Here is a 24,678-nt window from a genome sequence, read left to right as displayed (position 1 = left end):
TCTGTCATATAGATAGGGAAAAGAAAGGTGGAGCAGCAATGATCAGCGATACAATTGCAGCGATAGCGACAGCTGTAGGAGAAGCCAGTATTTCGGTAATCCGAGTCAGTGGTCCGGAAGCGGTACAGGAAGTGGACGCTATTTTTAAAGGGCGAATTCCACTGCAGCAGGCGGACAGCCATACGGTACACTATGGATTTATTATGGATTCGGCATCCGGGGAAAAGGTGGAGGAAGTGCTGGTGACGATCATGCGTGCACCGCGTTCTTTTACGATGGAAGATGTAGTGGAAATCAGTTCCCACGGCGGCGTAGTCGCTGTAAGACGGGTGATGGATATACTGCTGCAGCAAAAGATTCGGATCGCCGAACCGGGAGAATTCACCAAGCGTGCCTTTTTGAATGGACGGATTGATCTGTCGCAGGCAGAAGGTGTAATTGACCTGATTCGCTCCAAATCGGATCGTGCCTTTACCGTAGCCTTGAAGCAGGTAGAGGGCAAATTGTCCCGTCAGATCAAGCCTCTGCAGCAAACGCTAATCGAAACTCTGGCTCATATTGAAGTAAATATCGATTATCCGGAGCATGATGTGGAATCATTTACCTCTGAATTGATCAAAGAAAAGTCCGCCGAAGTAATGAAGGCGATTGATGAGCTGCTGCGCACTGCCAATGAAGGGAAAATACTGCGTGAAGGTATTACGACAGCAATTGTTGGCAGACCGAATGCCGGCAAATCATCGTTGCTAAATGCGCTGGCACAGGATAATCGTGCAATTGTAACCGATATTCCGGGTACCACGCGTGATGTGATCGAAGAATTCGTCAGTATCAACAATATTCCGCTCAAACTGCTGGATACAGCAGGTATTCGTGAGACTATGGATATTGTCGAAAAAATAGGTGTAGAGCGTTCACGCAGTGCTGTAAATGAAGCGGATCTGCTGCTGCTGGTATTGAATAGCAGTGAGCCGCTGAACGAAGATGAACTGGAACTGCTGGAGCAGATCCGGGATCGTCAGGTGATCGTCATTATGAACAAGATTGATTTGCCACGTCAGCTGGATATGGATCAGCTGCTGCAATATGTACAGGAAGACAGCATAGTGCCGATGTCCATTGTAAATGAGGAAGGAATCGATCGTCTGGAACAGGCTATTTCGTCCCTGTTCTTTGGCGGTAAGCTGGAAGCCGCAGATATGACCTATGTAAGTAATGTGCGGCATATTGGTTTGCTCAAACAAGCGAGACAATCCTTGGTGGATGCGTATGAAGCGGCTGACCAATTGATTCCGATTGATATGATCCAGATTGATGTACGTCTGGCCTGGGAACAACTGGGCGAAATTATCGGCGATTCTGCACCGGATTCCCTGATTGACCAGATCTTCTCCCAGTTCTGTCTGGGCAAATAAACAGACAACCGGGAGAGCTGGTCTGGAAGTGGCTTTTTATTTGCCGCTGCGCTTGTGCTTGGTTTTATCGACGAGTGTCCAGTGATCGCCGGCTTTATCGGTCGGCGGGAACGTTTTGCCTTCGATCGCCGTAGTTTCATTTTCAATCACTTTCTGTTCGTGAGGTCCGCGTTCCTGATATTGACCGGAATCGGACACTTTTTCACCGGGTTTGTGATTGTTGTCTGTCATCTGGAGCCCTCCTTTGAAGTAGAATAAGGATTTCATGCAAGCTTCATCAATCGTATGCTCCCAGCGGTTGTAGATACCGCTATACTATATTTACCCACTTATTTAAAATTATTTTAATTTTCATTTTCTCTCATATCGCCGTTCATTTTACGATATACTACTTGAGTATGGCTGTGAGCCTATGCTTGCAGCCTTTAATTTACCTGTCAGCTGAGAATATTCAGCTTGAGCTATAGAGGAGGAATACCCATGAGCTATATGGGTGGAGAATACGATGTAATCGTTATTGGCGCAGGCCATGCCGGTAGTGAAGCAGCCCTGGCTGCAGCACGAATGGGATGCAATACGCTGATGGTAACGATCAATCTGGATATGATTGCTTTTATGCCGTGCAATCCGTCAATCGGCGGACCGGCCAAAGGCCATGTTGTGCGTGAAATTGATGCACTGGGCGGCGAAATGGGCCGCAATATCGATAAAACTTTTATTCAAATGCGTATGTTGAATACCGGTAAAGGCCCAGCCGTTCACGCACTGCGTGCACAGGCTGACAAATTCCTGTACCAGCACAGCATGAAAGAAACGATGGAAAATGAACCGAATCTGACACTTCGTCAGGGAATGGTCGATCGTCTGATCGTTGAAGACGGCGTATGCACTGGCGTTATTACCCAGACCGGTACAACGTATAAAGGCAAATCGATCGTACTGACAACCGGTACGTATCTGCGCGGTAAAGTCATTATGGGCGAACTGGCTTACGAAAGCGGCCCGAATAACCAGCAGCCGTCACTGAAATTGTCGGATCATCTGCGTGAACTGGGCTTCGAGCTGGTTCGCTTCAAAACGGGTACGCCGCCGCGTGTACACCGCGATACGATTGATTTCTCCAAAACGGAAATCCAGCCTGGAGATGACAAGCCCAAATTTTTCTCTTATGATACGGAATCATCTACGAATGAGCAGCTGCCATGCTGGCTGACCTACACATCTGGTGAGACGCATCAGATTATCAGTGATAATCTTCATCGTGCGCCGATGTTCTCGGGTATTATCGAAGGAACGGGTCCTCGTTACTGTCCGTCGATTGAAGATAAAGTCGTACGTTTCAATGACAAGCCGAAGCATCAGATTTTCCTGGAGCCGGAAGGCAAAAACACATCCGAATACTATGTACAGGGACTGTCCACCAGTCTGCCGGAAGATGTACAGCTGCGGGTACTGCGTTCAATCCCGGGTATGGAAAATGTAAAAATGATGCGTAACGGTTATGCGATTGAGTACGATGCAATGGTCCCTACCCAGCTGTGGCCTACGCTGGAAACCAAACGTCTGCCTGGGCTATTCACTGCCGGACAGATTAACGGAACATCCGGTTATGAGGAAGCGGCAGGACAGGGTATTATGGCTGGTATTAATGCAGCACGCAAAGCACAGGGCAAAGAAGGTCTGGTGCTGGATCGCTCCCAGGGTTATATCGGTGTACTGATCGATGATCTGGTGACCAAAGGAACGAACGAACCTTATCGCCTGCTCACTTCACGTGCCGAATATCGTTTGCTGCTTCGTCATGACAATGCTGATCTGCGTCTGACCGAAATCGGTCATGAGATCGGTCTGGTTACCGAAGAACGCTACCAGAAATTCCTGGACAAAAAGTCCAAAGTAGAGCGTGAAATCGAACGTCTGCGCAAAGTGAAAGTGAAGCCGGTAGAGGTAGACGAGCTGCTGGCGAGTCTGGAATCTGCACCACTACAAAATGGTACCGATCTGCTGACCGTACTGCGTCGTACCGAGGTAGGCTATACGCATATCGAAAGCATCTCGCCATCACCGGAAGAGCTGACTGAAGATATGAAGGAGCAGGTCGAAATTCAGACCAAATACGCCGGCTATATCGAGAAACAACAGGCTCATGTAGAGCGTCTCAAAAAAATGGAAAAGAAAAAGCTGCCTGAAGATATTGTCTATGAAGACGTAAAAGGACTGGCGATTGAAGCTCAGCAAAAGCTGGCTAAAATCCGTCCGCTGTCGATCGGACAGGCTTCCCGTATTTCCGGTGTGACGCCGGCAGATATCTCGATTCTGCTCGTCTATCTGGAACACTATAATCGGGTAACGGCAGCACGGGGGTAATAATGGATCAGGTACAGCAGCAATTTACAGAAGCACTCGCAGCACACCATATCCAGGTGAATGAGCAGCAACTGCAGCAGTTCGAAGATTATTACCAAGAACTGATCACATGGAATGAAAAAATGAATCTGACCGGGATTACCGAGCGCGATCAGGTATACAACAAGCACTTTTACGATTCGGTGACACTGGCTTTCTATACCGATCTGAATAGTGTACAATCGCTGGCGGATATCGGCTCCGGAGCCGGATTTCCCGGTATTCCCCTGAAAATTCTGTTCCCGCATATCAAGCTGCGGATTATTGATTCCCTGAACAAGCGGATCAAGTTCCTGCAAAGCGTTGTTGATCGTCTCGGTCTGACAGATGTGGAACTGATTCATGGACGTGCCGAGGAAGTAGCACGCAAAGACGGATACCGGGATGCACACGATCTGGTTACAGCCCGTGCGGTAGCCAAACTGGCGGTATTGAATGAATTCTGTCTGCCTTTTGTCAAAACCGGTGGAACTTTTGCAGCCATGAAAGGCAGTGATCCTGCCGAAGAAATCAAGGAAGCGTATCGGAGTCTGGGACTACTGAGAGGCAAAGTGCAGCAGGTGCACCATTTCCAGCTGCCGGTTGAGGAATCCGATCGTCATATTATCCTGATTCAAAAAGAAGCGGCTACGCCGGTGAAATATCCACGCAAGCCAGGTACACCACTCAAAGAGCCGCTGCTATAAGCAAAATTAATGTTTCACGTGGAACAATGCAGCAAAAAACGAAAGGCGCCGGAAGGCGCCTTTTTCTTATTTGCAGCAGTGGAAACTACTTATAAGACAGTATTTACAGAACAATTGCAGCTGGAAGTTTTCGTAGAAAATTCTACGGTAATCATAGGATTATAGGGCGAAAAGTGATAAAATGAGTAGACGGAGCAGATGGAAAATACCGGAGCATAACAGGTCCGGAGAGTGCAGCGAGAGAGTCAGTATAAAGCACACCTGCAGACCAGGTGCTGCTATCATAAGATTAGGTGGTCTCATACCGAATGAAAGAACACATTTCCAAATTGTTTGGCTTGTCTGAACGTACCAGCGGGGATGAAGTCAAACAGATACCGGTTGCGAATATTACAACCAGTCCGTATCAGCCCCGTACTATTTTCGATGATGCCAAAATCGACGAGTTATGCCAGACGATCAAGACGCATGGAGTAATTCAGCCGATTGTCGTGCGGATGCGAAATGGAAAATATGAGATTATTGCGGGGGAACGACGCTGGAGAGCCGTAACCAAACTCGGATTGGCTACCATTCCGGCCATTATACGTGAGTTCAATGACTCGCAGGCAGCGTCAATCGCTTTGATCGAGAATCTGCAGCGGGAAGGCTTGACTTCGATTGAAGAAGCTATTGCCTACCATAAGCTGATTGATCTGCATTCATTAACCCAGGAAAGTCTGGCACAGCGTCTTGGCAAAAGCCAGTCAACGATTGCCAACAAAATCAGATTGCTGCAGCTTCCCGAAGGAATCAAGCAGGCACTGATGAACCGCCAGTTAACAGAAAGACATGCAAGGGCCCTGCTGTCACTCGACAGCGAGGAGATTCAGCTGCGCCTGATGAACGAAATTATCGAAAAAGAGCTGAATGTCAAACAAACCGAAGCGCGTGTCGCTTTTTATAAAGAAAAAAGCAAAGTGGCGAAAAAGTCCAAACGTGTATCCTACAGCAAGGATGTACGTCTGGCACTGAATACGATTCGTCAATCGATCGATATGGTCTCGGGTTCGGGACTTGCGATTGATACCTCCGAACAGGATCACGAAGATCACTACGAGATTGTTATCAAAATACCAAAACGCTGACAGCAAGGCGGCATTAAGCCGCTTTTTCTGTCTTGTCCGACGCTGATCACAGAACGATTTTCATAACATTGGGGTGAAGTAGTTGTCAAAGATCATTGCCATAGCGAATCAAAAAGGTGGAGTAGGGAAGACGACCACATCCGTGAATCTGGGAGCCTGTCTGGCTACGTTGGGAAAGCGCGTTCTTTTGATCGATATTGATCCTCAGGGCAATACGACCAGTGGAGTAGGCATCAACAAGGCAGATGTGGAAAATTGCATTTACGATGTCATTATCAATGATGTAGGACCCCGGGAAGCGATTCAGTCCACAGCGATTGAGCGGCTGGATATTCTTCCGGCCACGATTCAGCTGGCCGGTGCGGAAGTAGAGCTTGTCCCCGCTATCTCGCGTGAACTAAGACTCAAAAATGCGATTGCACAGGTGAAGCAATCTTATGATTACATATTGATTGATTGTCCGCCTTCGCTTGGTATTTTGACAATTAATTCTTTGACAGCGGCCGATTCGGTACTGATTCCGATCCAGTGTGAGTATTATGCGCTGGAAGGACTCAGCCAGCTGCTTAATACGGTTCGTCTGGTACAGAAACATTTGAATACGGATCTTCAGATTGAAGGCGTACTGCTGACCATGCTGGATGCCCGCACGAATCTGGGCTTGCAGGTGATTGAAGAAGTGAAAAAATATTTTCAGGACAAAGTGTACCGGACGATTATTCCGCGTAATGTCCGGCTGAGCGAAGCCCCTTCCCATGGAAAGGCGATCATCACCTACGATCCGCGTTCCAAGGGTGCAGAAGTTTACTTAGAGCTGGCAAAGGAAGTGGTTTCTTATGAGTAAACGTCTCGGTAAAGGGCTGGATGCATTGATTCCCTCCCTGTCCGTGAGTGAGGATGATAAAGTGATCGAGATACCGTTAAAAGAACTGCGTCCCAATCCATTTCAGCCGCGTAAGGCATTTGATGATGAAAATATTCAGGAACTGGCCGATTCGATTGCCCAGCATGGCGTGATTCAGCCGATTATTGTGCGCAAAGTACTCAAAGGGTATGAAATCATTGCCGGAGAGCGTCGATTCCGTGCTTCACAGGTCGCTGGTAAAAAGACCATTCCTGCAGTGGTACGCACATTCAGCGACCAGCAGGTAATGGAAATTGCGCTGATCGAAAATCTGCAGCGCGAGAATCTGAATGCCATGGAAGTGGCTACCGCTTATCAGGCGCTCATGGAAGAATTCAAATTAACCCAGGAAGATTTGTCGGCACGGGTAGGCAAATCGCGTTCGCATATTGCCAACTTCCTGCGTCTGTTATCTCTGCCGGAAGAAGTCAAAGAATATGTTTCACGTGGAACATTATCGATGGGTCATGCCCGTGCTCTAGTCGGTATCAAAAAAGAAGATTTGATCCTCATGCTGGCTCACCGCGCGATAGAAGAAGGCTGGAGTGTAAGACAGCTGGAAGAAGCGGTGCAGAATCTTGAAACCAAGCGCAAGGATAACGACAAGGATAAAGACAAAAAAACCGATCCGTATCTGGTCGATGTAGAGCAGACTCTGCAAAGCCGTTTCCAGACAACGGTCAAAATCCGTAACAGCAGCAAAGACAAAGGCAAGATCGAGCTGAACTATTACAGCAGGCAGGAGCTGGAACGGCTGCTGGAAATGCTGAACAATATGTAATAGCGGAGGAATACGGTTGGATATGGAACGAGTGGATACGGAAATAAAAGCAGAACGCCCGACTATCTATCTGGATCATGCGGCCACCTCCTGGCCCAAGCCGCCTGCTGTATATGAGGCGGTACTGCATACTCTTCAGAATGATGCAGCCAATCCGGGCAGGGGAAGTCACCGAATGGCTGTCAGAGCGAGTCGGGTACTATTTAACTGCCGCAAGGTGCTGGGTAGATTGCTGGATATTCGCAATCCGGTCGATATTGCTTTTACAGGTAATACGACGATGGCGCTCAATATGGCTATTCAGGGCTTTCTAAGACCGGGTGACCATGTGATTGCTACCATGACCGAACACAACTCCGTATGGCGGCCGCTAGAGGCTCTAAAACAGACTTTGCAGCTGCAGGTCGATTATGTTCCGGTAGACAGCCAGGGACAACTGGACCTGCTGCAGGTCGACCAATTATTTCAAGCTAATACTCGCCTGCTGATCTGTAATCACAGCTCCAATCTGCTGGGCAGCATACTGCCAGCAGCCGAACTGGCCGAGCTGGCGCATCGGCGGGGGGCACGTATATTGCTGGATATTGCCCAGAGTGCCGGACATATCCCGGTGCGACTGCAGGAATGGAAGATTGATATGGCTGCTTTTCCGGGACATAAGGGACTGCTGGGACCTCAGGGTACCGGCGGTCTCTATATTGCGCCGGATATGGAGCTGGAACCGTGGATCTATGGTGGAACCGGCAGCCAGTCCGAAGCATCCGGTCAGCCGGCTGTACGGCCGGATCGCTATGAGCCGGGTACACCGAATACACCGGGAATTGCCGGTCTGGCAGCAGGAGTACAACATGTACTGGAACAGTCTGTAAGTCATATTGCCAGTCAGGAACAGCAGCTGTCCCATCAAATGATGGAAGGGCTGCTGTCTATACCGGGAGTGCAGGTACTGGGACCGGAACTTGGCAGAGAACGTACAGGTATTGTATCTTTTATAATGGAGCATCAAGACCCGGCACAGATTGCTTTTCAATTGGATCGGGAATTCGGAATTGCTGTCAGAGCGGGGATGCATTGTACACCGCTGGCTCATCGTTCGGCGGGTACGATCGGTACAGGCGCAGTAAGAGCAAGTATCGGTTATGGATCGACAGCAGATGAAGTGCAAGCGCTTATTGAAGCGGTGCGCTGGATAGCACGGCAGAACAAATGAACAGGTAATTAATCTGTAACTTATATATCGAATTAATCGTGATATAGTCATATTCGTGAGTAATCTGGTGAATATAAGGTAGAAAGTGGTAAAATTCGGGAGCAGGAAATGCAGCCTGAATCGATAATAGGCGATAAGACCCCACAACTGCCGGAAAGTAGCCCAAGCAAACAACATCACAGTACGGAAAGAAATAAGAGGAGAGCGGACAACGATGGCGGAATTGAATAGTCTGATTGCAGAACAATTATTTGTATGTGTAGGTGCAATTGCCCTGCTGGTAGTGATCCTGTTGATCATTGTTATGGTACAGGGATCCAAATTGCGGAAAATGCGCAAGCGGTATGAGCTAATGATGTCTGGTAATGGAGTAGAGGATCTGGAGAGTCTGCTACTGGATCTGAAGCTGCAGCTGGATTCCCTGGAAGATGGGGAGAACCAGAAAAAGGCTCGTTTTCAGGCTATCGAGGATCGTCTGCGCCGGGTTCAGGCCTACACTGGTATCAAGCGCTATAATGCGTTCTCGGAGCATGGCAGTGACCTTAGCTTCTCTGTAGCCCTGTTGAATGATGAAATGGACGGAATTGTATTGACCGGGCTGCATAACCGGGACAGCTCCTATGTGTACGCCAAGCCGATTGTTAAAGGAGAATCTACCTACAATCTGTCTCCAGAAGAACGCGAAGCGATTAGTATTGCCAGATCATCCTCTTGATCGACAGGATCTGCACCGATAGCAATAGGCTATTTTTGAAAATGCACGATGCAAGTGGAAAGGACAGGGGCGCTCACCCTGTCCTTTTTTGAATTTGGCAGTCCTATACGGATTATCTCATCGATCAATTTGTCACCAGTCCATATCCATAGGTGAACTCTGAATACACAGCACGGCTGTATCGGCTTGTGGCACGGAAAAATGGGCAGGGATTGAAGAAGAGTACTAGTTCTTATTAAACTGGTACATAAGACAAATCTGTGGCAGGGCGAGACAGTCTGCATAGAAGGGGGTAAAGGTAATGATGGAAGATAGTCTGGTAATGGCCTTTGATTCGACCCAGCAAGCGCTGCGGGCAGAGATGCTGCTGGAATATGCGGATATCGAAAACGACATGTTCCCTACGCCAAAAGAGATTACGGCAGGATGTGCTTTGTCCCTGCAATTCCCGGCAGCCGAACTGGAGCAGGTCAGACAGATTGTCCGCGAGGAGCAGGTAGAGATTCGGGGAATTTTCCAGAACAACCAGGGCCGGTATGAACTGCTGGTACAACCGACATAAGCGGAAAAGCAAGGAGGACGAATAATGAATTTATTTTTGACAGGAAAGACTTCGGATGCAGATGGAATTACCGAGAATGCTGCCAAGGAATTTAACAGTTTTACCAGCGGGTTCTGGAATTGGTTTACGGATATCAGCATGTGGTCACATATCGCTTTCTCGGCGCTGCGCATTGTTATTATTTTTATCCTGACCCGGATAGCGATCAAGCTGATCAACAAGGTGATAGACCGCTCACTGGCAGGCAAGGACAAAACAAGAATCGCTGCCAATCCGAGAAGATTGATTACGATTCGCGAGCTGTCCAAAAATGTAGTATCCAGTGTGTTCAACTTTATTATGATTATGCTGATTCTGAACGAGTTTGGCTTCAATCTGGCGCCGCTGCTGGCAGGAGCTGGTGTAGCCGGTCTGGCAATCAGTTTTGGTGCCCAGAGTATTATTAAGGATATTATTACCGGATTCTTTATTATTTTCGAGGATCAGTTTGCGGTAGGAGACGTCATTCAGACCGGTACGTACAAAGGAACAGTACAGATGGTTGGTCTGCGTACGACGCGCCTGATCAGCTGGAACGGAGAAGTAAATATTATTCCCAATGGATCGATTATCAGCGTAACTAATTTCTCGCTGTCCAATTCGCTGGCAGTCGTCGATATTCCGATGAGCATGGACCGTTCGCTGGAAGATGCGCGTATGCTCGTTACCCGGGCTACCGAACATATGAAAAACGACAAGGACGAAGTGCTGGACGCACCGGAGATTCTGGGGATCCAGACACTGACAACAGGCGAATACTCTCTGCGTATCATCGCCAAATGTCAGCCGAATTCACGCGCCGATGTAGAAAGAGCTATTCATACAGCTATCAAAACACAGCTGGATCAGGATAAGGAACAAGCACGTCTGGAAGAAGAGCGCAAAGCAGCTGCCGAAGCGCAAACAGCCGCTCCGGAATTGCAAAAAGAAGCTGCAGATGCGCCTGTGACAGGAGTATTAAAAACAGAAGTAAACGAAAAACGTGATCCCAAAGAATCCAATGATTAACTAAATAAAAGTCGATCAAAATTCAAACGAGAACACGTTCACAAGGCTAAAAAAGTGTATAAATCAGAACAACAGTTATTAAAAAAGCAAAATTATAATGATGAAAAACATCAATAGTGATGCAAAAGGTCAACCGGGAACTGTCTGTAGACGTCCCGGTTGATCTTTTGTACGGATAATAAGAGCTATATCACGCAAATGCCAGAAAATCTGGTAAAATAACTGTGGGTAAACAATCGGCAGCATAACGAAGCAGGGTAGAAAGTTATGCACAGCCGCAAACAGAAGGCGGCTTAGGAAAAAGAAAGGGTGGACCGAATGGAGCGCAAGCAGTTTCAACTGGGAGATATCGTGCAGATGAAAAAACCGCATCCGTGCGGCAGCAATGAAATGGAAGTGATCCGAATGGGGATGGATATCCGGATTAAATGTGTAGGCTGCAAGCATAGTGTGCTTGTACCGAGAGCCAAGTTTGAGAAAAATATGAAAAAAGTGCTGCGATCGGCTGCAGATTCAGAACAAACGATGCCGACTGGAGAGTAAAAGCAGGAAAAAAGCTATGATATAATAAAAAGATAACAAAAAGTTATCAACAACCGCAAAACACATAATAGCGCACCAAAACCGGTTATCCACTGTGGATAACCGGTTTTTCTTTGGAATGGAACTCGAATAGAAACCTGCTGATTATTGAAATACTTAATCCAGGTTCCGTCTGGATTGGTATTTTACATAGACGCGATACAGGATAATCATCAGCAAAAGATATAAACCGGTAATAAGCAATGTTCTGCCGGGATGACTTATGAACTGGCTGCCTACAGAAGAAAACAAAAACATAACAGGCAGCTTGCCGATCAGCGTAGCCAGCAGGAATATTCTCCAAGGAATGCGGGCGATCGAGCAGGTGATATTGATCAGCTGGGACGGCACGATCGGCAGCATCCGCGCGAAAACAATAGCCATAAAAGCATGCCGCTGAAGCTGCTGCATAAAAGGATGTACGGACTGCTGCGATTCTGGAGTATGGGGTGATATCGTTAATTTGACCAGTCCGTACATCAGCAAAGAAGCGAGAGTAGAGCATAACAGGGAAAGCAATCCTCCGGCAAACCATCCATACAAAAATCCGAACAAACCACTTACGATACCATAAGGGACAATCGGAAAAAATCCGACAAGCAGACCGATAGCAAATAGCAGGAGAAGAGAAGGATGTTGCTGCATAGACTGTAGTATATCCTGAAGAGGAATCCGATAGACCAGTATGATAACCAACAGAATCACATATATAGCAGCTAGTATAATTTTGCTGATCCAAGGGGCACGAAAAGGACGGTTAAGGAATCGCAAAGGTGATTTTCTCATTGGATTTCCTTTCGAGAGAATAAGGTGAATTCAGGAAGTGGGCGAAATGATGTATGCGCTTTACAGAAGAAAAGGGAACGTCTGTAAAAGAACGAGACGTTACCTAATGAATGAAATGAAAGTATTATTAGAAAGTTATCCACTGTGGATAACTTTTTGCTTGATTCCAATAGTAAACGGGAAGTCCAAACAAAGAAGAATATATACTGATAAAAGACAGAGAAAAGAGCTATTCTATTCTGATCTATTTGCAAAGCTTCTGAGAAGAATCTGGCTGTAGATAATCTTTTCTATCATATAACGAAATCCGCTCAATGCAAGTCGTTGCCAAAAGGTAATAAAACCAATTGGCAACGACTTAATTACGAATACATACCAAAAACAGTTATCTGCAAAAGGAATAAAAATACAAAAAAACAGCATAAAACCAGATGGATTATGAAAACAAAGGGTGGCATAGAAGGGACCGATCGCAGCAGCATAATCTTCATTCGAAAATGTTGAACACGTCTATTGCCAATGCAGAAATAATCAAGTATAATCAATTTTGTCGTAAATTGGACATCGTAAAACGGTCTATATTACGGAGAGGTACCCAAGCGGTTATAAGGGGACTGACTCGAAATCAGTTAGGCGTCTTAGGGCGTGCGAGGGTTCGAATCCCTCTCTCTCCGCCATCCCATATTGATTTTGCTACATATATATAGCGCTCGGCACTGGAGCGCGGCAAACATCGTGACTAAGCTCTGCTGCAGTTTTCTGCGGTGGAGCTTCTTTATTTTATATACGGATTAGTAGGGTGACACGAACAGTGATTTTCCATCTTCTCGGACAAACCGGCCCAGAGTGAAAAAGCCGGATTTCTTATTAAAAATGTCTTGTACTTCTACTTTATTTCTGATAGACTAATAGGGTTCGAGTTTGTGCTCGTTCCTTGCTCCTGGCATTGATCAGGGGCCTTAGTCCAAGAGGAGGTGAAAAATATGCGCAATTATGAAGTAATGTACATCCTGCGTCCAGAAATGGAGCAAGAAGCAGTTGAAGCACTCAACGAGCGTTTCAAAGGCATCATTACAACTGACGGCGAAATTACAAAGCACGATGTAATGGGTAAGCGTCGCCTTGCGTATGAGATCAAGAAAATTCGTGATGGTATCTATGTTCTTGTTAACTTCACAGCTACACCAGCTGTTGTTGCAGAACTTGAGCGTATCATGAAAATTTCTGACGATGTTATTCGTTATCTCATTACTGTTGATGTAACAAAATAAGAAATTGAATTGTAAACTCGTTTGAGGAGGGGATTGGATTGTTGAACCGTGTCATTTTGATCGGACGGTTGACCAAAGACCCGGAACTTCGCTACACACCTGCAGGTGTGGCTGTTACGCAGTTTACGCTGGCGGTGGATCGTCCTTTTACGAGCCAGGGTGGAGAGCGCGAAGCGGACTTTATTCCGGTCGTAACTTGGAGACAGCTAGCAGAGACTTGCGCCAACTATTTGCGGAAAGGCCGCTTAACAGCGGTTGAAGGACGTATTCAGGTACGTAACTATGAGAATAACGAAGGTAAACGTGTCTACGTGACTGAAGTTATTGCTGATAATGTACGCTTCCTGGAGTCCAACCGTGATGGTGGAGGCAACAGCAGTGGAGGCAATCGTGAGGAAGCACCTTACGGCGGCGGTAACAGTAGCAATACGAACCGCAGCAGCAATGGAAACAGCTACTCGCGTGACAATCAGGATCCATTTTCCGATGACGGTAAACCGATAGATATATCCGATGATGATTTGCCATTTTAAAAACGGAAAGGAATGAATCAGATGAGCTTTAATAGACGTGAAAGCGGAGATGGAGAAGGCAGACGTCCAGGCGGACGTCGTGGCCGTAACAAGCGCCGTAAAGTATGTTACTTCACTGTAAACAAAATCACTCACATCGACTATAAAGATACGGACCTGCTTCGTAAATTTATTAGTGAGCGTGGTAAAATCTTGCCACGTCGTGTGACTGGTACAAGTGCAAAATATCAGCGTATGCTGACTATCGCGATTAAACGTTCCCGTCAAATCGCACTGCTGCCATACACTACTGAATAGTAGCAGAGATCTATTCGAAGTCGCGGCTTGACCGTGCTCTGAATAGAAGCGCACCGAATGAAATCTTCTTCGTTGAAGATGTTCATTCGGTGCGCTTTTTCTTTTATTATGGCGTTAACAAGCGTCCAATTTAGCTTACTTTACCTATTATTCACCTTACTAAAAAATAATTTTTTGTAGAATCAGCTTCAAATCAGGTTTAAAGAGCAAGTTAGTGGTTATATTTTATCGTACCGAAAAATCACTTACTTACTTAATACCTCTAATTCATTATACATAAAGGACGTATGAAAAATCCGGAGTTTTATACTTCATTTGTATAGGAACGAGTGTGGGTAGAGAAGGCGAATAATATCAGGTATTTTAGTGAAATGCGCTTATCATGCAGGGTGGATTTCCGGGATCATGATTATAAAAAAACAAACAAAGTGATCCAAAACGAAATTGCGCCCGTTTATCCAATCATGGACGGCAAAACAGAAATAGAAAAACAAATTCACTTACAATAGGGAGCGTACACTATGAAAATTCAAAAACTGATTGTACCTGCATTGAGTCTTTCTCTACTTCTTCCGGCAGCTGGAGCATTTGCAGCCACTCCGGTAACTGCCACACCAACGGTTAGCACCAAGGCAGCCGATCTTCGTGCAGGCCTGGATTACTTACTATCCGAACATTTCGCACTGGCTGTTGTAGCCATGACCAAAGCCTATGAAGGCGCACCTGATGCTAAAGAAGCTTACCAAGCACTGGATCAGAATGCACTGGACATGCAGCCGGCCATCGAAGCGATCTACGGAAAAGCAGGCGCAGCTGAATTCGAAAGAATCTTCCGTGCCCACAACAAATACACAGATAACCTCGTTAAAGCTACCAAAATGAACAACAAAGCAGCTATCAAAAAAGCTGAAGCACAAGTACAGGGATTCGTAGATGAATTCTCCAAATTCCTCGCTACAGCTACAGAAGGCAAACTGCCACAAAAAGCAGCTGCTCAGGCACTACGCATGCACGAAGATCAAGTACAGGATGTATTTGAGAAATATGTAGCAGGTGACTACAACGGCGCATATATGGAGTATCGTGAAGGTTTTGAGACGATGTTTACAGTAAGTAAAGCATTGTCCGGTGCGATCGTAGCCCAGAACCCGGCGAAGTTCAACAATGGATCGGTAGATACACCGGCAGCAGATCTGCGTTCGGCTCTGAATCATCTGGCAGCAGAACACTTTGCCCTGTCCGTCCTGCAAATGCAAAAACAATACAACGGCAAAACGAAAGATTCCGATGCGCTGATCAAAGCAGAAGCAGCGAATACAGCAGCATTTAAAAAAGCAATCACTTCGATCTATGGTGCAGAGGGTGGTAACCAGTTCGAGAAAATCTGGGTCACCAACCATATCAAAGCACAAAGCGATTATGTAACTGCTCTGAAAAAAGGAGATAAAACTTCTCTGCAGGCAGTGAAAGACCGTATTACCGATTTCACCAAAGAATTCTCTACATTCCTTGGAACCGCTACAGCTAACAATCTGCCAGCAAGTGCGGCAGAAAAAGCACTGATGACTCATGAGAAGCAAGTACAATCTGTTATTGACCAATATGCGTCCAAACAATATGCAGCTGCTTACAAAGCAGACCGTGAAGGATTCAAAACGATGTTTGGTATCGGTGAAGCACTGGGTGGCGCAATCGTGAAGCAGTACCCTGATAAATTCAAAAAAGCAGCAGCACCAGCACCAGCTCCGGCTCCAGCCAAACCATCCAATGCTTCGATGATGACTGTATGGATGAAGCTGAACAGCAAACAACTCAAAGTAGGCGACAAAACTACGATGATGGATACAATGCCTGTCGTGAAAAACGGAACGACTTATATCCCGCTGCGTTACCTGGCGGAAGGTATTGGCGCTAAAGTAAAATGGAATAAATCTGCTGGTGAAGTGACTGTTATGGCAGGTAAAGATACAATGAAATTCTGGATCAACAAAACGGCAGTCGATGTTAATGGTAAAACACAGCAGCTGGAAGCAACTGCTATGGTGAACAATGATGGCAGAACGCTGGTTCCTCTGCGCTCTATCACTGAACTGCTAGGTTGGGATGTAAAATGGAACAAGTCTACAGGTGCGATCACTCTGACTAAATCCATGTAATCTATAAACTATACTGATCTTATTGGAATGCTATCCCATGATCCATTAAGATAAAGGAAAAGCCTGCTGATGCAATACGGTCAGCAGGCTTTTTTTGTACAAGTATTATATAGGGACTATGCGGAATGATTATACAGTGGCTACAATGAAAGACAAGATAAATATCGTTCGGTACAGCAAAGAAAGCGAACCTGTTTCTACTATTAATATGGAGCAGGGAAGCGAAAAGCATATAAAGTACAAATCATGCGAATTCAACAAATGAATTCCAAATAGAAGATTCCCATGATAAGGGCATGAACTGTACGTTTATTTCCAGCCCCTGCGCCTGTAATAGGCTTGCAATTCATCCAGCTTTAAGCGAAACTGAAGAAATGGAACAAAATATTCTTATCTGTGTCACGGCTGGTACGAGGCGTTTAATGAAGTAAGAATATACGTCTGCTCGAAATGAGGAATGGAAGAATGACGAAAAAGCAAAAGATTCTGTCCGCGATCGCTGCTGTTGTGGTTATTATCGCGTGCAGCTTGCTCTTGTGGTGGAAGCCTATATCTGCTCAGATGTTTGACTGGTTTGTAGCGGATACCCTGGAGAATCAGCTGGAGCAGACTTATCAGCCTGTGCGTCAGACCGGTGGCGAACAGGAATCACAAGAACCAAGTGTAGTCATGACCGAACCCTTTTCTATTTTGCTGGTCGGCAGTGATCAGCGCAAAAACGAAAAAGCACGTTCAGATACGCTTATCTATGCTGTCGTACGTCCCATGGAACCAGAAGTCCTGCTGATCTCCATTCCCAGAGATACGTATACCGAAATTATCGGCAGAGACCGTATGGACAAGATTAATCATGCCTATGCTTTTGGCGGGATTAAAATGACGATGGATACGGTAGAGCATTTTCTGGATGAAGATCTCGATTACTATGCCAGTGTCAATTTTCAGGGACTGGTGAATGCAGTCGATGCATTGGGCGGCGTTAAACTGCCGATTGAGAAAGATATTGTGAACCGCGATCCGAATCATGAGAAGTTTACGATTAAGGCGGGTAAACCGATCTACTCCGGACAGGAAGCATTGTATTATGTACGCTATCGTGAAGACAGCGACTTTAACCGGACCAAGCGTCAGCAGATTTTCCTGCAGTCGATTACCGATCAGGCGATACAGCTGAACCAGATCGATCAAATTCCGGAGCTGTTGAATATTATGGGCAGCAATTTCAAAACAGATATGCGTCCGCAGATGCTGACCGGACTGGCCAGCCAGATTATGCGCGGCGGCGATCCCAAGATTACTTCCTTTACCATTGCAGGAGAGGGCGAGTATATCGACGGGGTATATTATGATGTACCAAATGAAGAGGATCTGGAAAAAGCGAAGCATCTGATCGATCAGTGGATGAGTCCGCAGGGACCCGAGCCATCTACCGATGCCAAGGAAACAGCCAATCCGGTAAACACCGAGGCTCAGTCCAAGGTGCAGTAAACGTATAACTGGCTTTATTGTGTCTTATTTATCGCTTAAAATAGAAGAGTACCCTGGATAGGGAACCTGATAGTAACATAGATGTGGAGCATCAAGAGCGGAATATACAATTGCAATGTTCAAGATTGCGAGGAGGAAGGTTTTTGCATGAATATCGCGTTTTTTCTGCTTCCCAAGCAGGAGGTCGTTTGCGTCACCCTTAATTCGACGCTGCGTCAGACGCTGGAGAAAATGGAATACCATCGTTATACGTCTGTCCCTATGCTGGACAAGGACGGTAAATACGTAGGAACCATCACGGAAGGCGACCTGCTGTGGTTTATGAAAAACTCGGACGGCAAAGTGACTTTTGAGAACGCTTCGAAATTCCTGTTGTCCGAAGTTCCGTTGCAGCGGGACGACAAGCCGGTATCGATCGATGCGAATATGGAAGACCTGATCAATCTGGCCAAAGTACAGAACTTTGTACCGGTTGTAGATGATATGAACCGGTTTATCGGTATCGTGCGACGCAGTCAGATTATCGAATACTGCGAACAATTTGTCCGCGGTGGAGAGTACACGCCCGAGAAAAGCAGAATGTCCAAAGACATGAATATGTCGTAGTTGTTCTGTATAAACCCGTGCGTGATTATCGGCGTCTATGCTATAATGGTTAGTAAATCTTTTTTAGAGGCGCCGAACAACTTGTGCGTAAGAGGTGAATCGTTTGAAACTGCGCTGGACATCCATAGCATGGAGCATGGCTTACCTGCTTCTGCTGCTATCTCTAATAACTTCTGTAAGAATCATCGGTATGCTATTTCTGATCGTGCCTGTCGTTGTGCTGTATTCGACATTGACCCTGCGCCAGTTTATTATGCATATGGTTCCCGTCTGGCTGGTTGCGCTTATTATTGCCGGACAGGCTGGCTTATTTCTGCCCATACTGGGCGTGTTCTTTATGATTCCCGGCATCGTCATGGGAAGAATGTACAAAAAGTTCACGCCTGCACTGCGTATTATTATTGCGGGCGGCGTCACCACGCTGATCGAATTGCTCGTACTGCTGGTGGCAGCCCGTGCTATTTTGGATTTTAGTCTGGGTGCTTATATCCGGGATGTGATTGAGATCTCGGTCGCACCGATGCAAGCCATGGCGGATGTGAATCCGGAATTGAATGATATTCTGACACCGGAATATATTATCGGGCTGAGCAATTATACGTTAATGCTCATTCCGTGTGCACTCATTATCGCTTCCTTTACGATGGCGGTGATTACGCATGCGGTATCGCGTCCGCTGCTGGAGAGTATGGGCTATTCCGTACCGCGTCTCAAGCCGGCACGCGACTGGCGTCTGCCGAGCTCGATGATCTGGTACTATCTGATTGCAGTATTCCTGGAGTTTATCGCAAGTGCGAACATGACCGGTGTGCTGGCTGCGGTTGTATTGAATTTTATGCCGCTGATCCATATCGCGTTTACGATCCAGACGATTGGCTTTGTCTTTTTCTGGGCCAATTACCGAAAGTGGAATTCGTTCCTGCCGTTCCTGCTATCTATCGTCGTGGTGCTGATTCCACCACTGCGTATTATTGGTATTCTGGATCTGGCATTTCCGCTCCGCGAGTATATTACAAGACCGAAACGGTAAGGTGATGAATGATGCCTAATTTTTTGTTAAACCGCTGGCATGGTTACCGGTCCGTATGGGCATCGTTGCTCATGCTGGGACTGGTGATTGTGCTGTCCTGGTTCAACTGGATTATCGGACTGGCTGCGCTGTGCTGCGTCATCCTTTTCGCTGCGGTCCTGCTTCGTTCAGAGCTTGCCTTTCGTAGGGAGCTGGAGGAGTATATTGCCGGATTATCCTTTCGGATCAGGCGCGTTGAGGAGGAAGCGGTCAGTACGCTTCCTTTTGGTCTTATTTTATACGATAACAAGTATTCGATTGAATGGCATAACCGCTATATTGCCGGCTTATTCGGTCGCAAGACATTAGTCGGTACGCCGCTCGAAGAATGCTTTACACAATTTCAGGACCAGTACAAAGCAGCACGGGAAGCGCGCAAGGATGGCGCCAAGGAAGTACGCTTTGAGCTGAATCATCAGGACAAAACGCTGGAATGTATTGTACTGCCGGATGAACGGCTTATTTATATCCAGGATATTACCGAATATGCGGATATGCGCTCTCGTTATGATGAAGAGCGCCTAGCCGTCGGTATCGTATTCCTGGATAACTTTGATGAAGCCTCCCAGGGAATGGACGATCAGCAGCGTGCCAGTCTGATCGCTCGTGTAGCGACGCGGATTACGGATTGGGCTAAAGGTTACCGGATCTACGTACGCCGACTGTCCTCCGAACGCTATTTGCTGCTGCTTAACCAGAAATCGCTGCGCGAGCTGGAGCAGAGCCGGTTTGTTATTCTGGATGAGATTCGCGAAATGACAGCCGATCTCAAGGTACCGCTCACGCTCAGTATCGGTATCGGCTTCGGTACGAAAACAATCAGTGAACTGGGTGAGCTGGCACAGTCCAGTCTGGATATGGCGCTTGGTCGCGGCGGGGATCAGGCTGCCGTCAAGGCAGAGCAGCGGCTTTCCTTTTATGGAGGCAAGTCCAATGCGATCGAGAAGCGTACGCGTGTGCGGGCACGGGTTATCGCCCATGCGCTGCGTGATCTGATGCTCGATAGTGATCAGGTGCTGATTATGGGGCACAAAATTCCCGATACAGACGTGATTGGAGCTTCGATCGGTATGCTCAAGGCTGCCGATATGTATGAAGTGGAAGCCTATATTGTGCTTGATGAAGTAAATCCGTCTATCGAGAAAATGATGGATCGTATTTCCCGAGATGAGCGGTTGTCTATTCGTTTCGTTACACCGGAAGATGCGCTTAGCATGATGACCGAGCGTACGCTTATGGTCGTCGTCGATACCCACAAAGCTTCGATGACGATCGAGCCGAAGCTGGTCGAGCGTTCACGCCGGGTCGTCGTGGTCGATCATCATCGCCGGGGTGAGGAATTTATCAATGACGCTGTACTGGTCTATCTGGAGCCCTATGCGTCATCGACCTGTGAACTGGTAACCGAACTGCTGCAGTATATCCATGACAAAGTACAGTTCACTACGCTCGAAGCTACTTCACTGCTGGCCGGGATCACAGTGGATACCAAGCATTTTGCGCTTCATACCGGTTCGCGGACATTTGAAGCTGCCGGTTTCCTGAGGCGCAATGGTGCAGATACCGTCATGGTACAGCAGATGTTGAAAGAAGATCTGGCCGAGTATATTGCCAAAGCCGAGATTATCAAAAAAGCCCGTGTTATTCATGATCATGTAGCGCTTGCTGTCACCAGTCCGGGCAAGCAGGTGCCACAGCTGCTGATTGCCCAGGTGGCGGATTCGCTGCTGAATATGAATGATATTTATGCGTCTTTTGTAATCAGCGAGCGTATGGACGGGCTGATCGGGATCAGTGCCCGTTCATTTGGCAAGATGAATGTACAGGTCGTTATGGAGCGTCTGGGCGGTGGCGGTCATCTGACCAATGCAGCGGTTCAGCTGGAAGGCGGAATCGACGAGGCCGAAGCCCGGCTGCTCGAAGTATTACATCAAATGAATGAGGAAGAGGGGTTATTCGAATGAAAGTCATTTTGCTAAAAGATGTTAAAGGTACAGGTAAAAAAGGGGATATCAAAGAAGTATCCGATGGTTACGCTCAGAATTTCCTGATTAAAAACGGCCACGCCAAACCGGCTACAGGCGGTAACGTGAAAATTCTGGAGAACCAGACAGCAGCTGTCGAAAGACAAAAGCAGGAAGAAAAAGAAGCGGCTGAGGCCCTTGGCAAAACGCTGGAAGAAGTCACTGTTCAGCTCAAAGCCAAATCCGGTGAAGGTGGCCGTCTGTTCGGTGCAATCACCAGCAAGCAGATTGCCGAAGCACTGGGCAAACAGGGACACAAGATCGATAAGCGCAAAATTGAACTGGATGAGCCGATCCGTACACTGGGAGTTACCCAGATCACGGTGAAACTGCATCCTGAAGTAAAAGCAACGCTTAAAGTCCAAGTGACTGAGGAGTAATTATGGGCGGCGAGATGTTTTACGACCGGGTTCCTCCACAGAATCTGGAGGCTGAACAGGCGGTTCTGGGGGCTATTTTACTGCAGGCCGAAGCACTGATCAGCGTCATGGAGCGAGTAGACACCGAAGACTTTTACGACAAAACCCACCAGTTGATCTATGAAGCCATGGTTCATCTGGGGGAAGAGAATCAGCCGATTGACCTGATCACACTGACTTCCCTGCTGCAGGATCGTTCGCAGCTGGAAGATATCGGCGGTGTCAGCTATCTGGCCAAACTGGCCAATGCGGTACCGACGGCAGCCAACGTAGACTATTACGCACAGATTATTGAAGAAAAATCCATGCTTCGCCGTCTGATCCGTACCGCAACACAGATCGTCAGCGAAGGGTATACCGGCGGCGAAGATGTAGGCAATATGCTCGGCGATGCAGAGCGCAAGATTCTGGAAATCTCCAACCGACGTACAGGCAGCGGATTTATCGCGATCCGTGATGTACTGATGGAAGTCTTCGAGAAGATGGAGACGCTCAGCGAGAGCAGCGGTAATACGACCGGTATCCCAACCGGCTTTATCGATCTGGATAAAATGACGGCTGGTTTCCAGCGGAGTGATCTGATCATCGTGGCAGCCCGTCCATCGGTAGGTAAAACGGCATTTGCACTGAATATTGCGCAAAATGTCGCGGTTCGTGCCAAAGAGACTGTTGCCATTTTCAGTCTGGAGATGTCAGCGGCACAGCTTGTACAGCGTATGATCTGTGCGGAAGCCAATCTGGACGCGAGTGCGATGCGTACCGGTGATTTCAAGGAAGAAGACTGGATGAAGCTGACGATGGGGATTGCCTCCTTGTCGGAAGCGGAAATCTATATCGATGATACACCGGGGATTACCGTTTCCGAGATTCGTGCCAAGTGCCGCCGCCTTCAAAAGGAAAAAGGACTCGGCATGATCGTAATCGATTACCTGCAGCTGATTTCCGGACGCGGCAAAGCGGGCGAGAACCGTCAGCAGGAAGTCTCCGAGATTTCCCGTACATTGAAGCAGATTGCCCGTGAGCTGCATGTACCGGTTATCGCACTGTCCCAGCTCAGTCGTGGTGTCGAGCAGCGTCAGGACAAACGTCCGATGATGTCTGACCTTCGGGAATCCGGATCGATTGAGCAGGATGCGGATATCGTCTCGTTCCTGTATCGTGACGATTACTACAACCAGGAGACCGAGAAGAAGAATATCATCGAGATCATTATCGCCAAACAGCGTAATGGTCCCGTAGGTACCGTCGAACTCGTCTTCCTCAAGAACTTCAATAAATTCGTCAATTACGAACGTGTCCAATCGGATATGTTCGCCGGATAGAATCAGCAGCAAAAACAAAGACCCTGAACTCCAGCAGACAGCTACACTGTTTGCAAAGTTCGGGGTCTTTTTTTGGATAAGGATAACAACAGGCCACAGATCAATAGCCGCATGGCTATATTTCGTTACAGCCTGTTGTATCCGCTGTTTCAACAAGTGATCTTCGATCTTACTCTCATCCTGGCTCATATAAATTACAAGCTGGAGTTCGAGTTGATGCTTCGAGTGCGTCCCGGAATACCGTCACGCAGCAGCCACATGTGGAATACGTATTCGAATACTCCAACAATGACGACAGGAACAAGCAAATCTACGAAAGACATCGTCCAACCGGCCATCGCCGAAGCTGCCCACAGTACCAGATAGGCCAGTACGGCATCGCATACAGTAGCTACAATATTATTGGTAGCAGGAAGAACCATCATATCTCCAATGACATACGCCAGTGCTCCCAATAACACTACAGTTACCAGGGAACCCCAGAAGCCTGCATTACTCAGCAGCATCAGGGAAGCGATCACGACCACACCGTTTACAACAAGCTTGGTAAGAATTTTGTCCATGTTATGTGCCTCCTTGTGTCTTGTGAATTGTAGTTAAGTATAAATAAACCTGTATCGTGAGGTTAAACATATACTTCTTGATTTACCACTTTTATTCGTATTCATTTTTTGTGATAAAGTAAGAGAGAAGCCTGCATATATGCAGAACCCAGACAGCCCATAATTCGGTAAACAACGACCGGAGCAAGCCGGTAGATCATTATTCGCAAAGGAAGTGGGAGCTAATAAATACTCCAAAAATAATTATAAATTTGCCACTGGAGCCTCATGAAGTTCCTGATCTAAGACAGCATATAGGCTGGGATCGCAGAGATTCGGATTATCCAGTACTGCTGGAACGCTGTCTATTCTATGCAGGCAGCCGGGATGATCAGGGACTGCTGATTGCTTTTGCTTATATATGCGGTATGGGCTTGCAGCATGGATATCTGGAAGATGTTATGGTGCATCCATCTATGCAGGGCAAAGGAATAGGGCAGCAGCTAGTCCAGCGTCTGCTGGCCTATTCCGTACAAAAAGGCGTAGAAATCGTAACTGCTACTTTTGCCGAGGAACATGCCTCCTTTTATCGAAAATGCGGCTTTGTGACAGGTAATGGAGGCGTATGGCGTAAGGAATGAATTAATTCCGAACAATGTTATTTTTGTAACAGAGTATTGTTCGCTTTTTGTTTGACTTTGTAAAAAGCTCCTGTTACACTGTAAATGCT

25 protein-coding genes and 1 tRNA gene are annotated in these 24,678 nt (G+C 47.0%); 23 read left to right on the top strand and 3 right to left on the bottom strand.

Translation table 11 applies throughout. The features are described 5' to 3' along the window. Positions 1-38 precede the first annotated feature (38 nt). Positions 39-1,415 (top strand): tRNA uridine-5-carboxymethylaminomethyl(34) synthesis GTPase MnmE, encoded by a 1,377-nt coding sequence (gene mnmE, locus AR543_RS02865; protein ID WP_060531681.1) that lies wholly within the window; start codon positions 39-41, stop codon positions 1,413-1,415. A gap of 36 nt (positions 1,416-1,451) precedes the next feature. On the opposite strand, the gene AR543_RS02860 is transcribed toward mnmE, so the two are convergent. Next, on the bottom strand, positions 1,452-1,646 hold the full coding sequence (locus tag AR543_RS02860) for a YjzC family protein (RefSeq protein WP_060531679.1): 195 nt from the start codon (positions 1,644-1,646) through the stop codon (positions 1,452-1,454). A 249-nt stretch (positions 1,647-1,895) separates the two neighbouring features. On the opposite strand from AR543_RS02860, the gene mnmG reads away from it, so the two are divergent. From mnmG to AR543_RS02810, 10 genes are all read left to right on the top strand, one after another. After that, on the top strand, positions 1,896-3,782 hold the full coding sequence (gene mnmG / locus AR543_RS02855) for a tRNA uridine-5-carboxymethylaminomethyl(34) synthesis enzyme MnmG (protein ID WP_060531676.1): 1,887 nt from the start codon (positions 1,896-1,898) through the stop codon (positions 3,780-3,782). A gap of 2 nt (positions 3,783-3,784) precedes the next feature. Further along, positions 3,785-4,507 (top strand): 16S rRNA (guanine(527)-N(7))-methyltransferase RsmG, encoded by a 723-nt coding sequence (rsmG, locus tag AR543_RS02850; protein ID WP_060531674.1) that lies wholly within the window; start codon positions 3,785-3,787, stop codon positions 4,505-4,507. A gap of 308 nt (positions 4,508-4,815) precedes the next feature. Then, positions 4,816-5,634: a nucleoid occlusion protein gene (gene noc / locus AR543_RS02845; protein ID WP_060531672.1), complete on the top strand. Its 819-nt coding sequence runs from the start codon at positions 4,816-4,818 to the stop codon at positions 5,632-5,634. 82 nt (positions 5,635-5,716) lie between these two features. Next, positions 5,717-6,478, top strand: coding sequence for a ParA family protein (locus tag AR543_RS02840; RefSeq protein ID WP_060531670.1), 762 nt, complete (start codon positions 5,717-5,719; stop codon positions 6,476-6,478). Next, positions 6,471-7,319, top strand: a complete 849-nt coding sequence (locus tag AR543_RS02835; protein ID WP_060531667.1) for a ParB/RepB/Spo0J family partition protein — start codon at positions 6,471-6,473, stop codon at positions 7,317-7,319. Before AR543_RS02840 ends, AR543_RS02835 begins: the two co-directional genes overlap by 8 nt. A 22-nt stretch (positions 7,320-7,341) precedes the next feature. Next, complete coding sequence (locus tag AR543_RS02830; protein WP_060536612.1) at positions 7,342-8,529, top strand: aminotransferase class V-fold PLP-dependent enzyme; 1,188 nt, start codon at positions 7,342-7,344, stop codon at positions 8,527-8,529. A gap of 214 nt (positions 8,530-8,743) precedes the next feature. Next, on the top strand, positions 8,744-9,244 hold the full coding sequence (locus AR543_RS02825; protein WP_060531665.1) for a DUF4446 family protein: 501 nt from the start codon (positions 8,744-8,746) through the stop codon (positions 9,242-9,244). 304 nt (positions 9,245-9,548) lie between these two features. Beyond that, positions 9,549-9,806, top strand: a complete 258-nt coding sequence (locus tag AR543_RS02820; RefSeq protein ID WP_060536611.1) for a putative Se/S carrier protein — start codon at positions 9,549-9,551, stop codon at positions 9,804-9,806. Positions 9,807-9,830: 24 nt separating this feature from the next. Next, a complete protein-coding gene (locus AR543_RS02815; protein WP_060531663.1) occupies positions 9,831-10,853 on the top strand; it encodes a mechanosensitive ion channel family protein in 1,023 nt (340 codons plus the stop codon). Between the two features lie 318 nt (positions 10,854-11,171). Beyond that, on the top strand, positions 11,172-11,396 hold the full coding sequence (locus tag AR543_RS02810; protein WP_060531661.1) for a DUF951 domain-containing protein: 225 nt from the start codon (positions 11,172-11,174) through the stop codon (positions 11,394-11,396). A 156-nt stretch (positions 11,397-11,552) separates the two neighbouring features. On the opposite strand, the gene AR543_RS02805 is transcribed toward AR543_RS02810, so the two are convergent. Then, positions 11,553-12,080, bottom strand: coding sequence for a VTT domain-containing protein (locus tag AR543_RS02805; RefSeq protein WP_060531658.1), 528 nt, complete (start codon positions 12,078-12,080; stop codon positions 11,553-11,555). A 726-nt stretch (positions 12,081-12,806) separates the two neighbouring features. On the opposite strand from AR543_RS02805, the gene AR543_RS02795 reads away from it, so the two are divergent. The 11 genes from AR543_RS02795 to dnaB all read left to right on the top strand — a co-directional run bounded on the left by AR543_RS02795 (position 12,807) and on the right by dnaB (position 23,406). Further along, positions 12,807-12,898: transfer RNA gene (locus AR543_RS02795), tRNA-Ser, on the top strand. 306 nt (positions 12,899-13,204) lie between these two features. Continuing rightward, positions 13,205-13,492: a 30S ribosomal protein S6 gene (gene rpsF / locus AR543_RS02790; protein WP_017815435.1), complete on the top strand. Its 288-nt coding sequence runs from the start codon at positions 13,205-13,207 to the stop codon at positions 13,490-13,492. Between the two features lie 38 nt (positions 13,493-13,530). After that, entirely contained in the window at positions 13,531-14,025 is a 495-nt protein-coding gene (gene ssb, locus AR543_RS02785) for a single-stranded DNA-binding protein (protein WP_060531654.1), read from the top strand. A gap of 21 nt (positions 14,026-14,046) precedes the next feature. Continuing rightward, a complete protein-coding gene (rpsR, locus tag AR543_RS02780; RefSeq protein ID WP_017815433.1) occupies positions 14,047-14,322 on the top strand; it encodes a 30S ribosomal protein S18 in 276 nt (91 codons plus the stop codon). 521 nt (positions 14,323-14,843) lie between these two features. Further along, a complete protein-coding gene (locus tag AR543_RS02775) occupies positions 14,844-16,478 on the top strand; it encodes a copper amine oxidase N-terminal domain-containing protein (RefSeq protein WP_060531652.1) in 1,635 nt (544 codons plus the stop codon). Between the two features lie 465 nt (positions 16,479-16,943). Further along, a complete protein-coding gene (locus AR543_RS02770) occupies positions 16,944-17,966 on the top strand; it encodes an LCP family protein (RefSeq protein ID WP_060531650.1) in 1,023 nt (340 codons plus the stop codon). Between the two features lie 147 nt (positions 17,967-18,113). Beyond that, positions 18,114-18,572, top strand: coding sequence for a CBS domain-containing protein (locus tag AR543_RS02765; RefSeq protein ID WP_060531648.1), 459 nt, complete (start codon positions 18,114-18,116; stop codon positions 18,570-18,572). Between the two features lie 103 nt (positions 18,573-18,675). Then, positions 18,676-19,602 (top strand): DUF2232 domain-containing protein, encoded by a 927-nt coding sequence (locus AR543_RS02760; protein ID WP_060531646.1) that lies wholly within the window; start codon positions 18,676-18,678, stop codon positions 19,600-19,602. Positions 19,603-19,613: 11 nt separating this feature from the next. Continuing rightward, positions 19,614-21,605, top strand: a complete 1,992-nt coding sequence (locus AR543_RS02755; protein ID WP_060531644.1) for a DHH family phosphoesterase — start codon at positions 19,614-19,616, stop codon at positions 21,603-21,605. After that, a complete protein-coding gene (rplI, locus tag AR543_RS02750) occupies positions 21,602-22,045 on the top strand; it encodes a 50S ribosomal protein L9 (protein WP_017815427.1) in 444 nt (147 codons plus the stop codon). The genes AR543_RS02755 and rplI overlap by 4 nt, the downstream gene beginning before the upstream one ends. A 2-nt stretch (positions 22,046-22,047) precedes the next feature. Further along, the gene (dnaB, locus tag AR543_RS02745; protein WP_060531642.1) at positions 22,048-23,406 is read left to right on the top strand and encodes a replicative DNA helicase; all 1,359 of its coding nucleotides are present in this window, start codon (positions 22,048-22,050) and stop codon (positions 23,404-23,406) included. Between the two features lie 194 nt (positions 23,407-23,600). On the opposite strand, the gene AR543_RS02740 is transcribed toward dnaB, so the two are convergent. Then, the gene (locus AR543_RS02740) at positions 23,601-23,969 is read right to left on the bottom strand and encodes a DUF2512 family protein (RefSeq protein WP_060531640.1); all 369 of its coding nucleotides are present in this window, start codon (positions 23,967-23,969) and stop codon (positions 23,601-23,603) included. Positions 23,970-24,220: 251 nt separating this feature from the next. Between AR543_RS02740 and AR543_RS02735 the strand changes: the two genes are divergently transcribed. Next, positions 24,221-24,589, top strand: coding sequence for a GNAT family N-acetyltransferase (locus AR543_RS02735; RefSeq protein ID WP_335582705.1), 369 nt, complete (start codon positions 24,221-24,223; stop codon positions 24,587-24,589). Positions 24,590-24,678 lie beyond the last annotated feature (89 nt).

The organism is Paenibacillus bovis (genome assembly GCF_001421015.2).
GTDB classification, from domain to species: Bacteria; Bacillota; Bacilli; order Paenibacillales; family Paenibacillaceae; genus Saccharibacillus; species Saccharibacillus bovis.
This window is presented reverse-complemented; position numbering and strand designations above follow the sequence as displayed.